Here is a 15310-nt window from a genome sequence, read left to right on the forward strand (position 1 = left end):
AGTCTAAGGAATCAGATGCACAAAATGCAAATAGGTTTAGTCATGGCCTGCATGACCACCCTTGGTTATATGATGGGGAGTGGTTTTAGTTCAGTAGAACAACACACAACCTCTCAAGGTGAAGGTTTCCCTATATTTGAAGTTGAAGTAGCTAAACCTTTTCCAGTCGTACCTTTGAAAAACTTCAATATTGCTACTGATAGTCCAGTTACTAATTTTCGAGTGCCTTTAGAGATAGATACTGACTCAAAGCTTAGTTTTGTATCAGACTACGAAGTTACAATAGACAATGGCTCTGGATTGGTGGGTCGAGTTAAAGTCGAGCGAGGTTTTATCAGTAAGAGTGAATGCATTTCAGCTTTAGGCTATTTGGTTGACAAGTTTCAGGAGTATTATCCAGCATTTCAGATTGAAGCTGGTAAATCGAGCTACTCTAAAACCGTTGGAGATTTGCGAGTCGGTGCTTCATGTTTAGTTTATGAAAGCTCCCCATACGTTTCGTTAGAGTATTACTTCGAAAGTAACTCTGTTGCAGATAACATTCTTAAAGCTTTTACCCGAGGATAAAGAGCTATAACAAACGTTTAATAATCAAGCTAAACACAAAGGTCGCCAGTAACAGGCGCCCTTTGTGTTAGTTGGCAACGCTGTAAGTGTCGTAGTCGCGCAGTAAGAATAGTGCGATACAGGCTGCGAGCATTGGCCAAGAGGCAAAGAACAGTAGGTTGTTGAACGGGTCCATGTATTTTCCAAAAGAGGCGAAAGTTGAGCCTGCGTGCAGGACCAAAACCGCACCGTAGGTGTACTTTTTCCACATGCCGACGACGAATGCGCCTAAAAATCCAAGCTGAGCGACACCCAGCGCCATCATCGCATTGTTCGACACGTCGATGCCGTAAAAGCCGAACAGTACTTTTGTCGCGTGTTCAGGCACAAGGATCTTATCCAAGCCCCAGAACAAGAAGACTATAAAAATGCCGATTCTCAGCAGTAGTAGGCTGGTCGCCAGTTTGGTTTGAAGTGTCTTTTCCATGGTATTCCTTTTAATGTACTCAAGATGCGATGAAGTTAAATGTCCATCAAAGGAGACCCATGGTCGTTGGTTTTTCTTTCGCTATTTTTCAATGCTTTATGTAACAAGGAATGTCTTGTTGACTCCTTAGTATATGACATGCTGTTTTTATTTTATGGTACTATTCACCCAAATAATCATTAATGGATATGTAACGTGAAAAAATACCTACTATTATCGCTTTCGGTTTTAATTTTGGCTGGTTGTGGAGCCCCTCGTTACACAGGGAGCGCGATTCCAGAACCTACGACTGAAGTGGATGTTGTGATTGTTAAAGACGCTGAAACACGTGAAGGGTTCTTAAATACCATGGAAACGTGGCTGCAAGATAACGATTATACTTACACCGTCGTACCAGATAAGTCGCAGCACGATCTTGATAAGCTAACATTGGAGTATGAAGGCCATTGGGGCTGGGACTTAGCCTTGTTCTTAAAGCAAGCGGAGATCAATGCTTATCAGAACGGGCAAAGAGTAGGTGAAGTAGAGTTTAAAGTTCCATATACGGCTAACCCGAATAAGTTCGGTAATGCATCTAAGCGTATTGGTTTTATGATGGATACGGTGTTTGGTAAGAAAACCGCTGAAGAAGCGACGAAAGCGGCCAATTCATCAGATTCAAAAGCGACGAACTAGCCTAATTAGCTGACTAACTCACCCCTTTGTTCGCTTTCTATTTCTCTTTAAGCTCTGTTCGAACAGACGAAGCCGTTGCTTTTACAGTTACGGCTTCACATTGTTCGTATTAATTAAAGCTTTTGTCTGAAGTGATATCTTACTCATTTCGCTTGGTATTCAGGGCCTGGTATCAATAAACTTTGTTAGCTTTGCTTCTTCTCATTTCGAGCCAGCCAGATGAGTGGCAGTATGATCATCGCTGTGCCAATCGCCATTGCAATATCAGGCATTTCACCAAACCAGACCAACCCAACTCCCACCGCTCCGAGTAAGCCGCTGTATTCAGCACTGGCGATTTTATTGCTTTCTGCCGACCGGTAAGTGACGACACATATCGCCGCGTAGATGAGGATAAAACCGCTTGAACCTGCGGCAGTGATAAGTGGTGACCAATTCCATTCACGGCCTTCCCAAATGGCGAGCCCAAGTGATGCCGGAACGCCCGCTAAGTTGGTTAACAGCAACGTTTGTGCGACGGTTTGGTGCTTGGGAAGTTTGCGGATTAATAAGTTATTGCTGGCAATGGTTAACGCCACGATAAGCGCAGCAATGGCCGCCCAATCGATCTCTGTCGGGCGAATGATGACCAGAACGCCCATAAAGCCGAATATTCCAGCAGCAACAGAGTAGCGGTTGAGTTGTTCTTTGAAAAAGACCAAGGCTAACGGAAGCATCATCAAAGGTGCGGCGTAGAAAATCGCGTTAGCGGTAGCCAATGGCATGGCATTGATGGCAAACACCATAAAGATTGCACCCAGTAACCAGATGTGCGCGCGCAAGGCATGCCATTTTAGCCCGTCGGTGAAGCTCTTTTTACTCACGCCAAAACAAAAAGGCAGAAGGATTAACACGGCAGTTAGTTGTCTGAAGAAGACAAATTGAAAAACAGCAGTGTCTTCGCCTAAGGTTTTAATTAAGGCATCAGAGAAAACCGCAATTAGATTGCCGACAATGAGTAAACTCATTGCCATTCCAACAGACATTGTAGGCATGAAGAAGCTCCTATCATTGACTGACGCGTGTTCAGTGTGAGTTAAAAAGAAAGTGAAGAAGTGTGATGGCGTAATCTTAATGCATAAAATGGTTTCATATATAATGATAAAAATTCACTTAGTATGAGCTGAGCTAATAATGAAATTACCACCATTGAGAGCAGTACAATGTTTCGAGTCAGTCGCTCGTTTTAATAGCTTTTCTCAGGCGGCTATAGCGCTTCATGTTACTCAAAGTGCGGTGAGTCATCAGGTTCGCTTGCTGGAGGAATACTTAGGTGAAACCTTGTTTGTGCGTCAGGGAAGGCGTTTATCGCTCACCCCGATAGGAGAGCGTTACTACGAAGATGTGTCTCATTCATTACAGAATATCGCGCAAGCCAGCTACCAAATCCGCGAAGGTGACAGTGGCAAAATTCGGATTGCAATGTACAGTTCTCTGGCCGTGAAATGGTTGGTACCTAGGCTCGAAAACTTACGCCAACAGCATCCAGAAATCGACTTAACGTTAAGTATGGTAGCCGATGAGCCTGAGTTTTCAGATCAAGTTGCCGACTGCTTTATCACTGCCTACCCGCCTAAGAAAAACTACGTTAGTGACTTCCTATACAAAGAGCAGTTATATCCGTTCTGTAGCCAAAAGGTGTGGCAGAGGATCGAAGATAAACCTTTGCCAGAGGCTCTGTGGGATCAGCAATTACTTTCAGTAAGTTCAATCTTCAAGGATGGCGGTGAAGCGAAAGACTGGATTCAGTGGTGTGAACGCGGTGGCTTCAGCTTGCCAAAGGATGTGAAAATTAGCCAGTTCAGCCACATGGTACTGGCCGCCGAGGCCGTGAAATACCATCAAGGTATTGCGTTCCTGAACGACTACTTTCTTAACGACCAAGATCTTCAACAAAACTTGGTTCGTATCCCAATGCACGATTTGCCGACTGGCGACAACATGTATTTTGTCTACAAAAAATCGAGAGCTAAGCAGTTTGAAATCAAAACGTTAGGCCATTGGCTTAAACAGCAATGTTTTGATTATGAGTAAGCCGTAAACAAGACCCTTATGCTCGCGGTAAGCGTAGACTCGTAGTAAAAAGAGTCTACGCAGGCTGCAATTATCAAACAGTTTAAATTTGCTCACACTCCTGCGTTGATGCCGAAGGCTTCTCAATGCTATCAGACTCAAAATGCTTTTGCTTAAGCAAGCTTAGCGTCAGGTTTATCGGCATCGGCTTATAAAAATAAAAGCCTTGGATATAGTCGACACCTAGCTTAGACAAGATTTTTACTTGTGATTCGTACTCGACACCTTCGACGATGACTTGCATACCTAAGGTTCGTGATAGTTGAAGCATGGATTCGAGTAAAGGGAGACCAAAGCTGGATTCGTCGGAGATGTTTTTCACGAACACCCGGTCGATTTTGAGAATGCTAAACGGGAACTGTCTTACAAAGTCTAATCCGGCGTAGCCTGTACCAAAATCATCAATCGCGATTCTAACGCCCATGTTCGATAGCTTGGTAAGGTTGTCTCTAATTTTGACCATATCGGCATCAGAACATTCACCATCTTCTGTTACTTCAAATACCACCTGCTTGAGGATCTCAGGGTGTCTTTTAAAGATACTGATTACCTTGTTAGAGAAGTTACTGTTGGACACAACGTTGCGACTGATGTTGACGCTGATGTACTTTGATTCGAACTCGTCTTGATTGCTTTTCAGCGTCATTAATACTTTGCGTAGCACGAAGTAAGTTAGCTCCTCAATCAGCCCTAAGCTTTCAGCTAGTGGGATGAAAATAGCAGGGGATACGTTACCTTCAATTGGGTCGTTCCATCGTAATAATGACTCACAGCCAACGATCTCGTTGGTGTTTTGGTTAACGATGGGCTGCATGTGAACATGTAGATGTTTGTTTTTTAGTGCACTTGAAAGCGAATACTCTAAGCTACGTTGGCTCTGTTTCTTATGTTTGACGGAAAGGAGAATAATGGTCGTAATTCCGGCCATCAAAAAGCCAAACCATAAATAGCTCAACATGAAGTGAAGATAATACTGATACCCAATGTATGAGGTGATGGTCAGCGGGTAAATGTTTGATTGTATACGCACCTTGGCTAATGATGAGTCAATGTTAGTAGGGTGGATGTCTCTTTTGATCACTTCAACTTTAGCCTGTATTCCATGGCTGTTAAGGTTTGTTTCGACAATGTCATAGATAAAGTGCGGCGGAATCATCAGGCTCACCCCGGCATCTTCCTTATTCGAGAAAATAAGCATGATGGATTGCACTTGGGTGATGGCCGAATTGGAATACGATAGGGTGGTTAAATTCGGATCGTCATTGAGCCTTTCTCTGATAGTGCTGTAAAGGTGAAACGAAACCTCACCATCGGTGGTCGAACAGTAAAAACGGTTCTGTTTGTTGAATACGGCTGCTTCTTTTACCCAATCGGCATCAAAAACGGTTTGTCGCATCTGTCTAACAATTACATCGCAAGATTGGTCAGGGGTGATGCCTGATAAAAAACGGTCGAACCTCGATTGGATACCTTCAAGTTGTGTTTCGACGAGCTTTGATGTGTCTTGGGTTAAATTCTGATAGTGAGTTGGTGTAAACGGGATAAGCAATGCCATAGAGAAGAAGAAAGAAATGGCAAAGTAGAGCGAAGTCTTGGCAAAATGTTGGTACTTGATATCCATAGTTGGAGAAGCGTTACCGATTGGGTGAGCATTCAATTTAATTTATAAATTTAACGATTGCGTAGCAATAGTAATAATAAATATTGTGAATGCGCGCATGAATTATTGATAAAGATAATATATTTTCCATTTTTACCAGCGAAATCTTGATGTTATCTCGTTTTTTTATTGGTGGGATTGGTGATATTTTGCATTATTCACACGTATAACAAACGCTTATATCCCGATAAATTTTGATGTTATTTGCTTAAAGATCGAAAGAGATTTAAATATAGAGCCATGTTTAATCTAATTAGCTGATATGGTCACAAGTTAAACAAGGTTATAAGGAAATATCATCGAACCGTTCAGGGGTGACAATATTTAGGATGTTTATGAAAAAACTTATATTAGCATTCATAGTCGTGTGCTTCTCATTCTCTGCGTTGGCTGATCAAAGTGCTATCGATTGTGAGAATGCGATGAATACCATCGAGATCAATCAGTGTGCCGCAATTGAGTTGGAATCTGCACAAGCGGAACTGGATAAATACCTTGCAGCCAGCTTTGAGCACAATGCTTATGATGCTGAGCTGGTGGCTTCAATGAAGGAGGCTCAGGAGAGCTGGCAGACGTACATGTTGGCTCATTGTGACTCTGTGTATACCCAATGGCGCGATGGTTCCATTCGAGGGGTTATGACGCTTTCTTGCAAAACCAAACTCACTAAGCAGAGAACACATGAGGTATGGGAAAACTTCTTAACCTATATGGATAGCACGCCCCCCGTTTTACCAGAGCCCAAGCTGATGAAGTAGTTGAGCTGAGATGCTTATGAGAGTGTGCGCTTGCTTCAACCGTTGGCGTTCGCGTAGGCAAGTGAGAGGGGATCAAACGAAATTCGACAAAGAGTACTTTTCTAGAGGAAGTGAACTACTGACATTTAATTTTAAAGGATTGAAGTTCGGTGTCGCGATTTGCTTTGATATTTGGTTCCCAGAAATCATGAGGGCATATCAGTCGGTAGACGTTATTCTCCATCCAGCGAATTTTGGTGGTCATCATAGCTTTGCCATTGCTCAAGCGAGAGCTTTAGAAGAGGGGTGTAATGTCGTGACGTGTAATCGCGTTGGGCAGGATGTGGTAGATGCGTTTTCCGCGACATATTGTGGTGGCAGTAGAGTTTATTCACCAAAAGGTGAGTTAGTGACTCAACTCAGCGACAAGCAATCTTTAGAAAGTGTGAGTATTCAGGATCTGTCTATTGCGCCTCAATACAATGGTGTTGATGTGTTCGATGAAATGCAAGAGATAGCTTCAGTGTTGAGTCGTTAGAATTTCTCGTCTAATGGCGTTTGATCGAAAAGGGCAAGGTTAGATAACCTTGCCCTTTGGTTTAGGAATGACATTTTCTTAAGTCTTATCGTTCATTTGATTAAGACGTTCTAATGAATTGCCGGTTTTCATCCGCTGAGCTTGATGGATATTGACCATGAGGCGATTGAGCAACTTTTGTAGCAGTTCAATATCAGGCAGCTGTTGATTTTTTGCTTGTACTTCTAGCTCCAGTGCTTGTTTAGAAAGCATCTTAAGACCTAAATTTAGAGACATACCTTTAATGGAGTGCAGGGTGCGGCACAATAGCTTCAACTCTTTCGCCAAATAATATTCGATGACTCGATCAACAGACTGTTCAAACTCAATAATGGTTGAATCGATAAGCAAGTTGAACCCTTCTGTGTCGTCTTTCAGTATGTGTATTACCCCTGAATGGCTTATTTCTTCTTCCGTTAATCTCAACGTTTCAATTGGTTTTCGGTGAAGCTCAACGATATTTTCATCATAATTTGAGTCTTTAGTTTCAGTTTGCTTAGGTAATCGATTTGAAAACTGTTGTAGGGCGTCAAAGAAACTCTCTTGCTGCAATGGCTTAGTAAGAATATGGTCAACACCGGCCTGAATAAAATTGTCATGAGCTTCACGAAACACATCTGCTGTGTAGGCGAAAATTAAGGTGTCGAGCTTTAGTTTCTCGCGGATGTATTGAGTTGTCTCGACCCCGTTCATCTCGGGCATGTGATTGTCCATCAAGATAAGGTCATATTGAGTGGTTTTGAGGCGCTCAATCGCAAGCTTACCATTTTTAGCAAGATCGACATGGTGACCTAAGTTTTCACAGAAGCCTTGCGCAACAATGGCATTGATACGGTTATCTTCGACCAATAGGATGTTCATTGAATTACAGGTGAGGTTTTCTGTATTCGTCATCTGTGTCGTACTCTCACCGGTTTTGCCTTCTTGCCACGCAATAGATATAGAGACTTGGAATTTTGTTCCAAGGCCAACTGCGCTGGTTAAGATGATTTCCCCATTCATTAGATTGACAAGGTTCTTAACGATCGCGAGGCCAAGCCCTGTGCCGCCAAACTGTCTAGTTGTTGATGTATCTGCTTGTTCAAATGAGTTAAAAACTTGTTCGTGCTTGTCTTTAGGAATACCAATACCCGTGTCTGTCACGCTGATAATGAGCTGGTTATTTGGTCTATTGAGGTCCGCTTGAATGGACACGTGACCTTCTTTGGTGAACTTAGTCGCGTTCCCCCCCAAGTTGTACATAATTTGGCGCAGCCGAGCACAGTCTCCGATAAGTTGAATATGGGTTGGGATGTTATTTTCGATTAACAAGCGAATGCCTTTCTCGTCTGCTAATGGATTAAGTGCGCTACAGACGGGTTGCATAACTTGGGTAAAATGAAAGGGTGCAAAGTCTAACTCAAGCTTGTTTTCTTGTACTTTAGAGAAGTCGAGAATGTCGTTGAGTATGGTCATTAAGTGGTGGCCAGATTCAAGAATGATGTTGATGTTCTCTTTTGTTTCCGGCTCTTGGGTTTGGCTTGCAATGATCTGAGATATGCCAAGCACTCCATTCATGGGCGTTCGAATCTCGTGACTCATGGTCGACAGAAAATCGCCCTTAGCTTTTACTGCGGCTTCTGCTTTGGTTCGTTCGGCGATTAGCTCCTGATTTTTCGCTCGCATTTCACTGTTATTACTGATCAAATTGGCTGTCATTTTTTGAAAGCTTTGTTTGAGGTGAGCGATTTCGTCTTGGGTGTTTATATTTGAACCCAACTCCAGAGTCGCAGCGCCTTGATCCAAATGGCCAGCGGCAACTTGGTTAGTGGCTTCAAGTAGGGTGTGTAATCTTTGATTAATACGGTTTGACGCCCACGCAGCAACAATCAGAGAAATTAATGTCGAAAAGAGCGTTCCGACTAATAGAGCGTAATCGGTTTGCTTGGCGGAGTTATCAGATTTAACAACACGAACACTGATTAATTGTTCTTCTATTTCGATAAATCGAGCGATTTCACGTCGTATTTGGTCAATCAGTTGCTTTTCCGTTTGCTGCTTGGTGAGTTCTACGACACTCTGCATGTCTGCTTCACCTTTATTAACGAGGTTGCGCTGTAAGATTTCCTCCTCTCCGGATTCTTTGAGCCAAGTTTTATGGATATCGTCAATTCTGTTTAGGCGATCAACTTGAGGTGGATTATCGCTAACTTGAGTAGCAAGGGTTTGAATTTTTTGACGCCACACATCGAGTGCGAGGTGGTAGGGCTCTAAAAAGACAGGGTCTCCTGTGATTAGGTAACCACGTTGTCCTGTTTCCATATCTACGACTAGGTTTAGTAACTCCTGAGCTCGAGCAATGGCTTTGTGAGTATGGACAACCAAGTGGTTGTCTTCGACCATAGATTGGCTGTTTTCATGAACAGAAAAGGAAACAGCAACCATTAAGGTGATAGGAATCAAAAAGCTGACTAATAGCTTTTTCTGTAGGGATATCTTGTCAAACCAACCCGCAATCATAAAACGGCACTCTCCATGTCCATATCGATGTCATGTATTGATAGTGTAGATGACAATTAGTCGTAATGTGTGTAATTAGTAGCTTATTCCGTAATTGCATATTCTAGAGTGTAAGTTTTTGAATATTTGCGGCATTTTAGGGACGAGTAAGTGGCGTTATTATGTTCCAAAAAACAAATAAGCTAGCTTTCAACGGTGTAATGTGTATGGCGAGTACTAAATCGCTTTTACACTGCTTCGTTCAACAAGAGTCGGTTCCAGTTCAACGACTTGCGGGTAAGCGTCTGGAGTTTGTAATCTACTCAAAAGCGTATCCACAGCCGCTTTACCTAAACGATGTTTTGGCTGGTGGACAGTGCTTAACGCGGGTGTCATGTACTTCGACAGGTGGATGTCATCGTAGCCAATGATAGATAGGTCATTTGGAATCGATGTACCATCTTGAGCCGCTGCGTGAATCACGCCCATGGCCATCATGTCGTTACTGACAAACAAGGCTGACGGCATTTCGCCACGAGTTTTCAGTGTCTGATAAGAGTCAAAACCGCCATCACATTCAAAGTTGGATTCAACAATCCAATTTGGGTTGATCTCTAAATTGGCTTCTTCCATCGCTTGCTTGAAGCCTTGATAACGAGAAGAGGCTTGATTGCGGTGAAGTGGGCCGGTGATACAACCAATCTGAGCATGACCGTTATCGATCAAGTGCTTGGTTGCCATGTAGCCACCTTGATGCGAGTTATCTTGGATCTTATCGCTGGCGAACAACATTGGGCCCCAGTCCATAACCACAACTGGTAGCTCTGGGTATCGTTCAAACACATCGATATGTTCACCTTCAAGGGTCGAACACATCAGCATTAAGCCATCGACACGCTTCTGCAGCAAGGTATCGATAGATGACTTCATGCGTTCGCTGTCGCCTTCGGTGTTACACAAGATAAGGTTGTAGCCTTTTTCGTAGCAACGACGTTCTACACCTTTTACTACCTCGCCAAAGAATGGGTTGGTAGAGGTCGTCACGAGCATCCCAAGGGTTTTGGTTTGCTTCATTTTCAAGCTACGAGCCAATGCTGACGGCGCGTAGTTGAGTTCTTTAGCCGCACTGTTAACACGCTCAGCAATCTCTTCACTGACAAAACGTGACTTGTTGATCACATGGCTGACGGTTGAAGTTGAAACCTTTGCTAGCCGAGCGACGTCTTTCATTGTTGCCATAAAAAATCCTTGTGGGAGTAACTTGCCACGTTGCGCGATATTCTGCCCGAAAACAGGGGCTTATGCTTGTTATTTGTTGTTACCGAAATTGAAGGCTAACACCCGTTAACTACGGTTTAGCTCAGGAGTTAAGCCTTCAAATAGGTGTCAAGCTAAGCAGATAATTGCTCTGCTAAAAACGCATCCGTTTCAGCTCTGCTTGGGATTGACGTCTGAGCGCCAAAGCGAGTCACTGAAATTGCAGCCGCAGCGTGAGCAAACTTAATTGCGCGTTCTAATGGCATGTCTTCAAGCAAGCCCGTCACTAATGCGCCATTGAAGGTATCACCAGCAGCCGTGGTATCTGTCGCTTCAACGCGGAAGCCTGCAATTAACTCACCTTCTCCGTTTTTACTCACCCAAACGCCTTTAGCGCCAAGTGTGATCATCACAGTCTTGATGCCTTTAGCATGCAGAGCCAAAGCCGCCTGATGAGCAGATGCGCTGTCGGTTACGGTAACGCCTGTCAATACTTCTGCTTCGGTTTCGTTTGGTGTAATCACATCAACACATGCTAGTAAGGTATCCGACAATGGACGAGCAGGGGCAGGGTTTAGAATCACGCGAGTTTCGCTCTCTTTCGCTACTTTTGCTGCGTATTCAATGCCTTCAATCGGTGTTTCAAGTTGAGTCAGCAGGTACTTGGCTCCGCGAATCTTCTTTAGATGTGGTTCGATTTGGTCGCAAGTCAGCTTGTCATTAGCTTCTGCAGAAAGACAAATGCTGTTTTCGCCCGTTGCAGATACTTGGATCATCGCAATGCCAGTTGGGGTGTTGTTTGCAACGATAACACCGTCGATGTTGATGCCGTCTTTAGCGAAATCTTGACGAATGTTGATGCCAAATGGGTCGTCGCCAACACAGGCGATAAAGCCGATATCTGCGTTTAATCGCGCAGCAGCGACCGCTTGGTTAGCGCCTTTACCGCCAGGGATGACCTGATAGTTACCGCCAATCAAGGTTTCACCCGGACGAGGGAACGAAGGAACTTGCAGTACGTGGTCAGCGTTAACGCTACCTAAAACAATCAGTTGAGTCATGATACGAGCCTTATGATATATCGTATTTGAAAATGCATGGGTCTTTCTCATTACGTTGATTGCTCGCCTTGTTAGCGGCTTATGAGAAACAGCGATGCACTGTCGGTTTTTTTGTATTGAGTCAGTGAGCTAATGAGTTAAGCAAAGCAGGGGATAGGGGCTCCCTGCTTTATATCGTGTTATCTAGTAACTATTACTTAGCGATGATTTTTAGAGGTACTGGTACGTACTCTTCTACTGTTTCGCCTTTCAGTACTTTGTCTGCCATTTCGATACCTAGAGAACCGATTAGGTCAGGCTGTTGTGCAACCGTTGCGCCTAGTAGGCCGCGGTTAACTGCAGCGATGCCGTCGTCTGTGCCATCAAAGCCAACGATCATTACTTCTTTACCTGAAGCTTGAACTGCACGAAGTGCACCCAGTGCCATTTCATCGTTTTGAGCGAATACAGCTTGTACGTCTGGGTTTGCAGCAAGCAAGTTTTCCATTACGTTCAGACCTTTAGTACGGTCGAAATCAGCAGGTTGGCTTGCAAGAAGCTCAAGGTCGCTGCCGTTTACTGCGTTCATGAAGCCTTCACCACGTTCACGAGCTGCTGAAGTACCTGCGATACCTTCAAGTTGGATTACTTTCGCTTTTTCGCCCACTTTTTCCATGATGAAGTGGCCTGCCATTTCGCCACCGATTACGTTATCAGAAGCGATGTGGCTCACTACGTCACCACGGCTTGCGCCACGGTCTAGCGTTAGTACAGGAATGTCTGAGCGGTTAGCAATACGAATAGCGTTAGACACAGCGTCTGAATCCGTTGGGTTAATCAGGATTGCCTTAACACCACGAATGGTTAGATCTTCAATGTTCGAAAGCTCTTTGCTTGGGTCGTTTTGAGAATCCAGAACGATAAGCTTGTAGCCCAGTTCTTCAGCTTTCGCTTCTGCGCCATCTTTCATGGTTACGAAGAATGGGTTGTTCAATGTAGACAGAACGATTGCCATTGTATCTTGCGCCTGTGCAGACACAGATACCGTTGTAGAAAGAAGAGCAGCAGAAATAAGAGTCGCTAATTTTTTCATGGTGTAAGTCCTTTGTGTAGGGTGAGCTAGGAGGTGAGTCCTAGCTCGTAGTTACATTATTTATAGATTCTAATATTTTAAGGTAAAACAAACTGTTACTTTTATTAAACTAGAGTGTTACTGGTATTAACCTAGGATGTGAATAGGTTTTATTTGTTTTTGTTGTCGACCAATACCGCCAGAAGAATAACCACTGCTTTTGCAATCATCTGGTAGTAAGAAGATACGTCTAATAGGTTTAGGGCGTTGTTTAGGAAGCCGATGATCAGTGCACCTATTAATGTGCCCATGATGCGGCCACGACCGCCGGCTAAGCTTGTGCCACCAAGAACCACGGCTGCGATAGCATCTAGCTCATAACCCATACCTGCGGTTGGTTGAGCTGACGACAAACGAGATGCCACGATGATGCCTGCCACTGCTGCTAGCAGACCACAGATTGCGTAAACGCCGATTTTTACTTTGTCTACGTCGATGCCTGATAGGCGAGTTGCTGATTCGTTGCCACCCAGTGCGTAAACGTAGCGACCAAAGCGTGTGTGGTTAAGTAGGTACCATACCGCTGCGAATACCACGACCATGATCCATACTGGAACTGGGATACCCATTGCGTAGCCTGTACCGAACCAAGCGAATGCGTCTGCTGTGTCTGTGAAGCCAGTTGAGATAGGGCGACCATCGGTATAAACCATGGTTACGCCGCGAAGTAGTGTCATGGTTACAAGCGTTGCGATGAAGGCTTGAACCTTACCCTTAGCGATAATCACACCACTGATAGCGCCCAATGCTGCACCAGCTACAAGAGCAGTTGGCACTGCGATCATCACAGGGATTTCCATGCCAATCATGCTGGCTGCGAATGCACCACAAAGTGCCAGTACAGAGCCGACACTTAAGTCGATACCCGCGGTTAGGATAACCAACGTCATACCCACAGCGATGATTGCGTTAACCGAGGTTTGGCGCAGAATGTTTAGGATGTTGTCGACAGTAAAGAAGTTCGGGTTTAAGAAAGAAACGACAACAATCAGGAAGATTAAAGCAATCAATGACTTTTGATCAATCAGCCACTCTTTGCTGATTAACGGTTTCTTCTTTGGCGCTTCAGTTTCAGTTGTTTTGCTCATGGTTTTAGTACTCATGCTGCGTCCTCGTTGATCTTTTTACCGACCGCACACGCCAGTAATAATTCTTGGTTTGCTTCTTTAGCATCAAATTCACCGCTTACACGGCCTTCATGCATCACCATGATGCGGTCACTCATTCCTAACACTTCTGGCATTTCAGATGAGACCAAAATAATGCTCATGCCGTCGGCTTTAAATTTATTAATGAGTTGGTAAATCTCTTTCTTAGCACCGACATCGACACCACGCGTTGGCTCATCGAGAATCAGTACTTTTGGTTTGGTCATCAATCCTTTAGCGATAGCCACTTTCTGTTGGTTACCACCAGAAAGGTTGCCAATGATCTGCTCGCGAGTCGGTGTTTTGATGTTGAATAGCTTGATGAAGTCATCAACTGCAATCACTTCGTCTTTATGTTGGATTTGACCGCTCTTAGTCAGCAGATCCAGTGAACATAGAGACATGTTTTCTTTAACAGAAAGCCCAAGTACTAAGCCATCGCCTTTACGGTCTTCTGAGATGTAAGCAATGCCATTGGCCAAGCCATCTCTCGGGCTTACAGGGTTGATGGTTTTGTTTTCTAGGTTGATGACGCCGCGTTCACTTGGAAGGGCACCGTAAATCACTTTCATCAGTTCGGTACGACCTGCGCCCATCAGCCCAGATACACCCAGGATTTCACCGCGTTTTAGGGTAAAGCTCACGTCATGAACACCAGAACCAGTCAAGCCGATCACTTCAAGGCAGGTTTCACCGTGGCTTTGGCCGATACGTGGATATTGCTCGTCTAACTTACGACCAACCATCATTTCGATTAAGCCATCTTCGTCGGTGTCTTTTACTTCACACTGACCAATGAATTTGCCGTCGCGAAGTACGGTGATGTCGTCGCAAATCTCAAAGATCTCTTTAAGTCGGTGAGATATGTAAACAATGCCGCAGCCTTCATCACGCAGTTCGTTGATCACCTTAAACAGAGACTCAGTTTCAGTATCGGTTAGCGCGTCAGTTGGCTCATCCATGATGATGACCTTTGATTCAAACGAAAGGGCTTTCGCGATCTCTACCATTTGTTGCTCACCAAGGCTCAACTGGCCTAAAAGTGTTTTTGAGCTGTGCTTTACGTTCAGGCGTTTAAGTAGCTTGTCCGCTTCTTGGTACATCTCGCTCCACAAGATGCGACCCATGGTGCCGGTGATTTCACGACCTAAGAAGATGTTTTCGGCGATGGTTAACTCAGGAATCAGATTCAGTTCTTGGTGAATGATGCTAATGCCTGCTTGTTGAGAATCACGCGGCCCTTTAAATGCGGCAGCTTTTCCTTGGTAGGCGATAGTACCGCCGTCCAAGTGATAAATACCTGTCAGCACTTTCATGAGGGTTGATTTACCTGCACCGTTTTCGCCCATTAACGCCATTACGCGTCCTGGGTAAACGTTGAGGCTTGCCTTATCCAGTGCTTTCACACCAGGGAAGGCTTTCTCAATTGAGCTAAGTTCTAAAATGGCTTGAGTCATGTCG

Annotated in this window: 13 protein-coding genes and 1 pseudogene; 5 read left to right on the plus strand and 9 right to left on the minus strand. The window is 44.3% G+C overall.

The window, feature by feature from the left end; translation table 11 throughout:
• Positions 1 to 15: 15 nt before the first annotated feature.
• Positions 16 to 567 carry a hypothetical protein gene (locus BCV39_RS13980; RefSeq protein ID WP_102433574.1) on the plus strand — a complete coding sequence of 184 codons (552 nt, stop codon included), beginning with the start codon at positions 16 to 18 and terminating at the stop codon, positions 565 to 567.
• Between the two features lie 67 nt (positions 568 to 634).
• On the opposite strand, the gene BCV39_RS13985 is transcribed toward BCV39_RS13980, so the two are convergent.
• Positions 635 to 1033, minus strand: a complete 399-nt coding sequence (locus tag BCV39_RS13985; protein ID WP_102433575.1) for a hypothetical protein — start codon at positions 1031 to 1033, stop codon at positions 635 to 637.
• 195 nt (positions 1034 to 1228) lie between these two features.
• On the opposite strand from BCV39_RS13985, the gene BCV39_RS13990 reads away from it, so the two are divergent.
• A complete protein-coding gene (locus BCV39_RS13990) occupies positions 1229 to 1708 on the plus strand; it encodes an Sbal_3080 family lipoprotein (protein ID WP_057621948.1) in 480 nt (159 codons plus the stop codon).
• 185 nt (positions 1709 to 1893) lie between these two features.
• Here BCV39_RS13990 and BCV39_RS13995 read toward each other — a convergent pair whose 3' ends face one another.
• Positions 1894 to 2742 carry a DMT family transporter gene (locus tag BCV39_RS13995; protein ID WP_102433576.1) on the minus strand — a complete coding sequence of 283 codons (849 nt, stop codon included), beginning with the start codon at positions 2740 to 2742 and terminating at the stop codon, positions 1894 to 1896.
• Between the two features lie 139 nt (positions 2743 to 2881).
• On the opposite strand from BCV39_RS13995, the gene BCV39_RS14000 reads away from it, so the two are divergent.
• Positions 2882 to 3781 carry a LysR substrate-binding domain-containing protein gene (locus BCV39_RS14000; RefSeq protein ID WP_102433577.1) on the plus strand — a complete coding sequence of 300 codons (900 nt, stop codon included), beginning with the start codon at positions 2882 to 2884 and terminating at the stop codon, positions 3779 to 3781.
• A gap of 82 nt (positions 3782 to 3863) precedes the next feature.
• Here the strand turns inward: BCV39_RS14000 and BCV39_RS14005 are convergent, their stop codons facing one another.
• On the minus strand, positions 3864 to 5441 hold the full coding sequence (locus BCV39_RS14005; RefSeq protein WP_102433578.1) for an EAL domain-containing protein: 1578 nt from the start codon (positions 5439 to 5441) through the stop codon (positions 3864 to 3866).
• A gap of 374 nt (positions 5442 to 5815) precedes the next feature.
• Here BCV39_RS14005 and BCV39_RS14010 point away from each other — a divergent pair, with 374 nt between their 5' ends.
• Both BCV39_RS14010 and BCV39_RS14015 read left to right on the plus strand, forming a co-directional pair.
• Positions 5816 to 6238, plus strand: coding sequence for a lysozyme inhibitor LprI family protein (locus tag BCV39_RS14010; RefSeq protein WP_102433579.1), 423 nt, complete (start codon positions 5816 to 5818; stop codon positions 6236 to 6238).
• Between the two features lie 73 nt (positions 6239 to 6311).
• Positions 6312 to 6755: pseudogene (locus BCV39_RS14015) on the plus strand (carbon-nitrogen hydrolase family protein); the annotation flags it as partial.
• 78 nt (positions 6756 to 6833) lie between these two features.
• On the opposite strand, the gene BCV39_RS14020 reads toward BCV39_RS14015, so the two are convergent.
• From BCV39_RS14020 to rbsA, 6 genes are all read right to left on the minus strand, one after another.
• Positions 6834 to 9293: a CHASE3 domain-containing protein gene (locus tag BCV39_RS14020; protein WP_102433580.1), complete on the minus strand. Its 2460-nt coding sequence runs from the start codon at positions 9291 to 9293 to the stop codon at positions 6834 to 6836.
• Between the two features lie 216 nt (positions 9294 to 9509).
• Complete coding sequence (locus BCV39_RS14025; protein ID WP_102433581.1) at positions 9510 to 10511, minus strand: substrate-binding domain-containing protein; 1002 nt, start codon at positions 10509 to 10511, stop codon at positions 9510 to 9512.
• Positions 10512 to 10663: 152 nt separating this feature from the next.
• Positions 10664 to 11590 (minus strand): ribokinase, encoded by a 927-nt coding sequence (gene rbsK, locus BCV39_RS14030; RefSeq protein WP_102433582.1) that lies wholly within the window; start codon positions 11588 to 11590, stop codon positions 10664 to 10666.
• A 193-nt stretch (positions 11591 to 11783) separates the two neighbouring features.
• A complete protein-coding gene (gene rbsB / locus BCV39_RS14035) occupies positions 11784 to 12662 on the minus strand; it encodes a ribose ABC transporter substrate-binding protein RbsB (protein WP_102433583.1) in 879 nt (292 codons plus the stop codon).
• 149 nt (positions 12663 to 12811) lie between these two features.
• Positions 12812 to 13804, minus strand: a complete 993-nt coding sequence (gene rbsC, locus BCV39_RS14040) for a ribose ABC transporter permease (protein ID WP_009844905.1) — start codon at positions 13802 to 13804, stop codon at positions 12812 to 12814.
• Positions 13801 to 15306, minus strand: a complete 1506-nt coding sequence (gene rbsA, locus BCV39_RS14045) for a ribose ABC transporter ATP-binding protein RbsA (RefSeq protein ID WP_102433584.1) — start codon at positions 15304 to 15306, stop codon at positions 13801 to 13803. Before rbsA ends, rbsC begins: the two co-directional genes overlap by 4 nt.
• Between the last annotated feature and the right edge of the window lie 4 nt (positions 15307 to 15310).

The organism is Vibrio sp. 10N.286.55.E10, from assembly GCF_002872555.1.
GTDB lineage: Bacteria > Pseudomonadota > Gammaproteobacteria > Enterobacterales > Vibrionaceae > Vibrio > Vibrio crassostreae.

Bases quoted from the DNA above. Each gene is read 5' to 3' on its own strand.
- BCV39_RS13985 (WP_102433575.1), bottom strand. From the start codon at position 1,033: ATGGAAAAGACACTTCAAACCAAACTGGCGACCAGCCTACTACTGCTG.
- BCV39_RS13995 (WP_102433576.1), bottom strand. From the start codon at position 2,742: ATGCCTACAATGTCTGTTGGAATGGCAATGAGTTTACTCATTGTCGGC.
- BCV39_RS14025 (WP_102433581.1), bottom strand. From the start codon at position 10,511: ATGGCAACAATGAAAGACGTCGCTCGGCTAGCAAAGGTTTCAACTTCA.
- BCV39_RS13980 (WP_102433574.1), top strand. From the start codon at position 16: ATGCACAAAATGCAAATAGGTTTAGTCATGGCCTGCATGACCACCCTT.
- BCV39_RS14000 (WP_102433577.1), top strand. From the start codon at position 2,882: ATGAAATTACCACCATTGAGAGCAGTACAATGTTTCGAGTCAGTCGCT.
- rbsK (WP_102433582.1), bottom strand. From the start codon at position 11,590: ATGACTCAACTGATTGTTTTAGGTAGCGTTAACGCTGACCACGTACTG.
- BCV39_RS14005 (WP_102433578.1), bottom strand. From the start codon at position 5,441: ATGGATATCAAGTACCAACATTTTGCCAAGACTTCGCTCTACTTTGCC.
- BCV39_RS14010 (WP_102433579.1), top strand. From the start codon at position 5,816: ATGAAAAAACTTATATTAGCATTCATAGTCGTGTGCTTCTCATTCTCT.
- rbsC (WP_009844905.1), bottom strand. From the start codon at position 13,804: ATGAGTACTAAAACCATGAGCAAAACAACTGAAACTGAAGCGCCAAAG.
- rbsA (WP_102433584.1), bottom strand. From the start codon at position 15,306: ATGACTCAAGCCATTTTAGAACTTAGCTCAATTGAGAAAGCCTTCCCT.
- BCV39_RS14020 (WP_102433580.1), bottom strand. From the start codon at position 9,293: ATGATTGCGGGTTGGTTTGACAAGATATCCCTACAGAAAAAGCTATTA.
- rbsB (WP_102433583.1), bottom strand. From the start codon at position 12,662: ATGAAAAAATTAGCGACTCTTATTTCTGCTGCTCTTCTTTCTACAACG.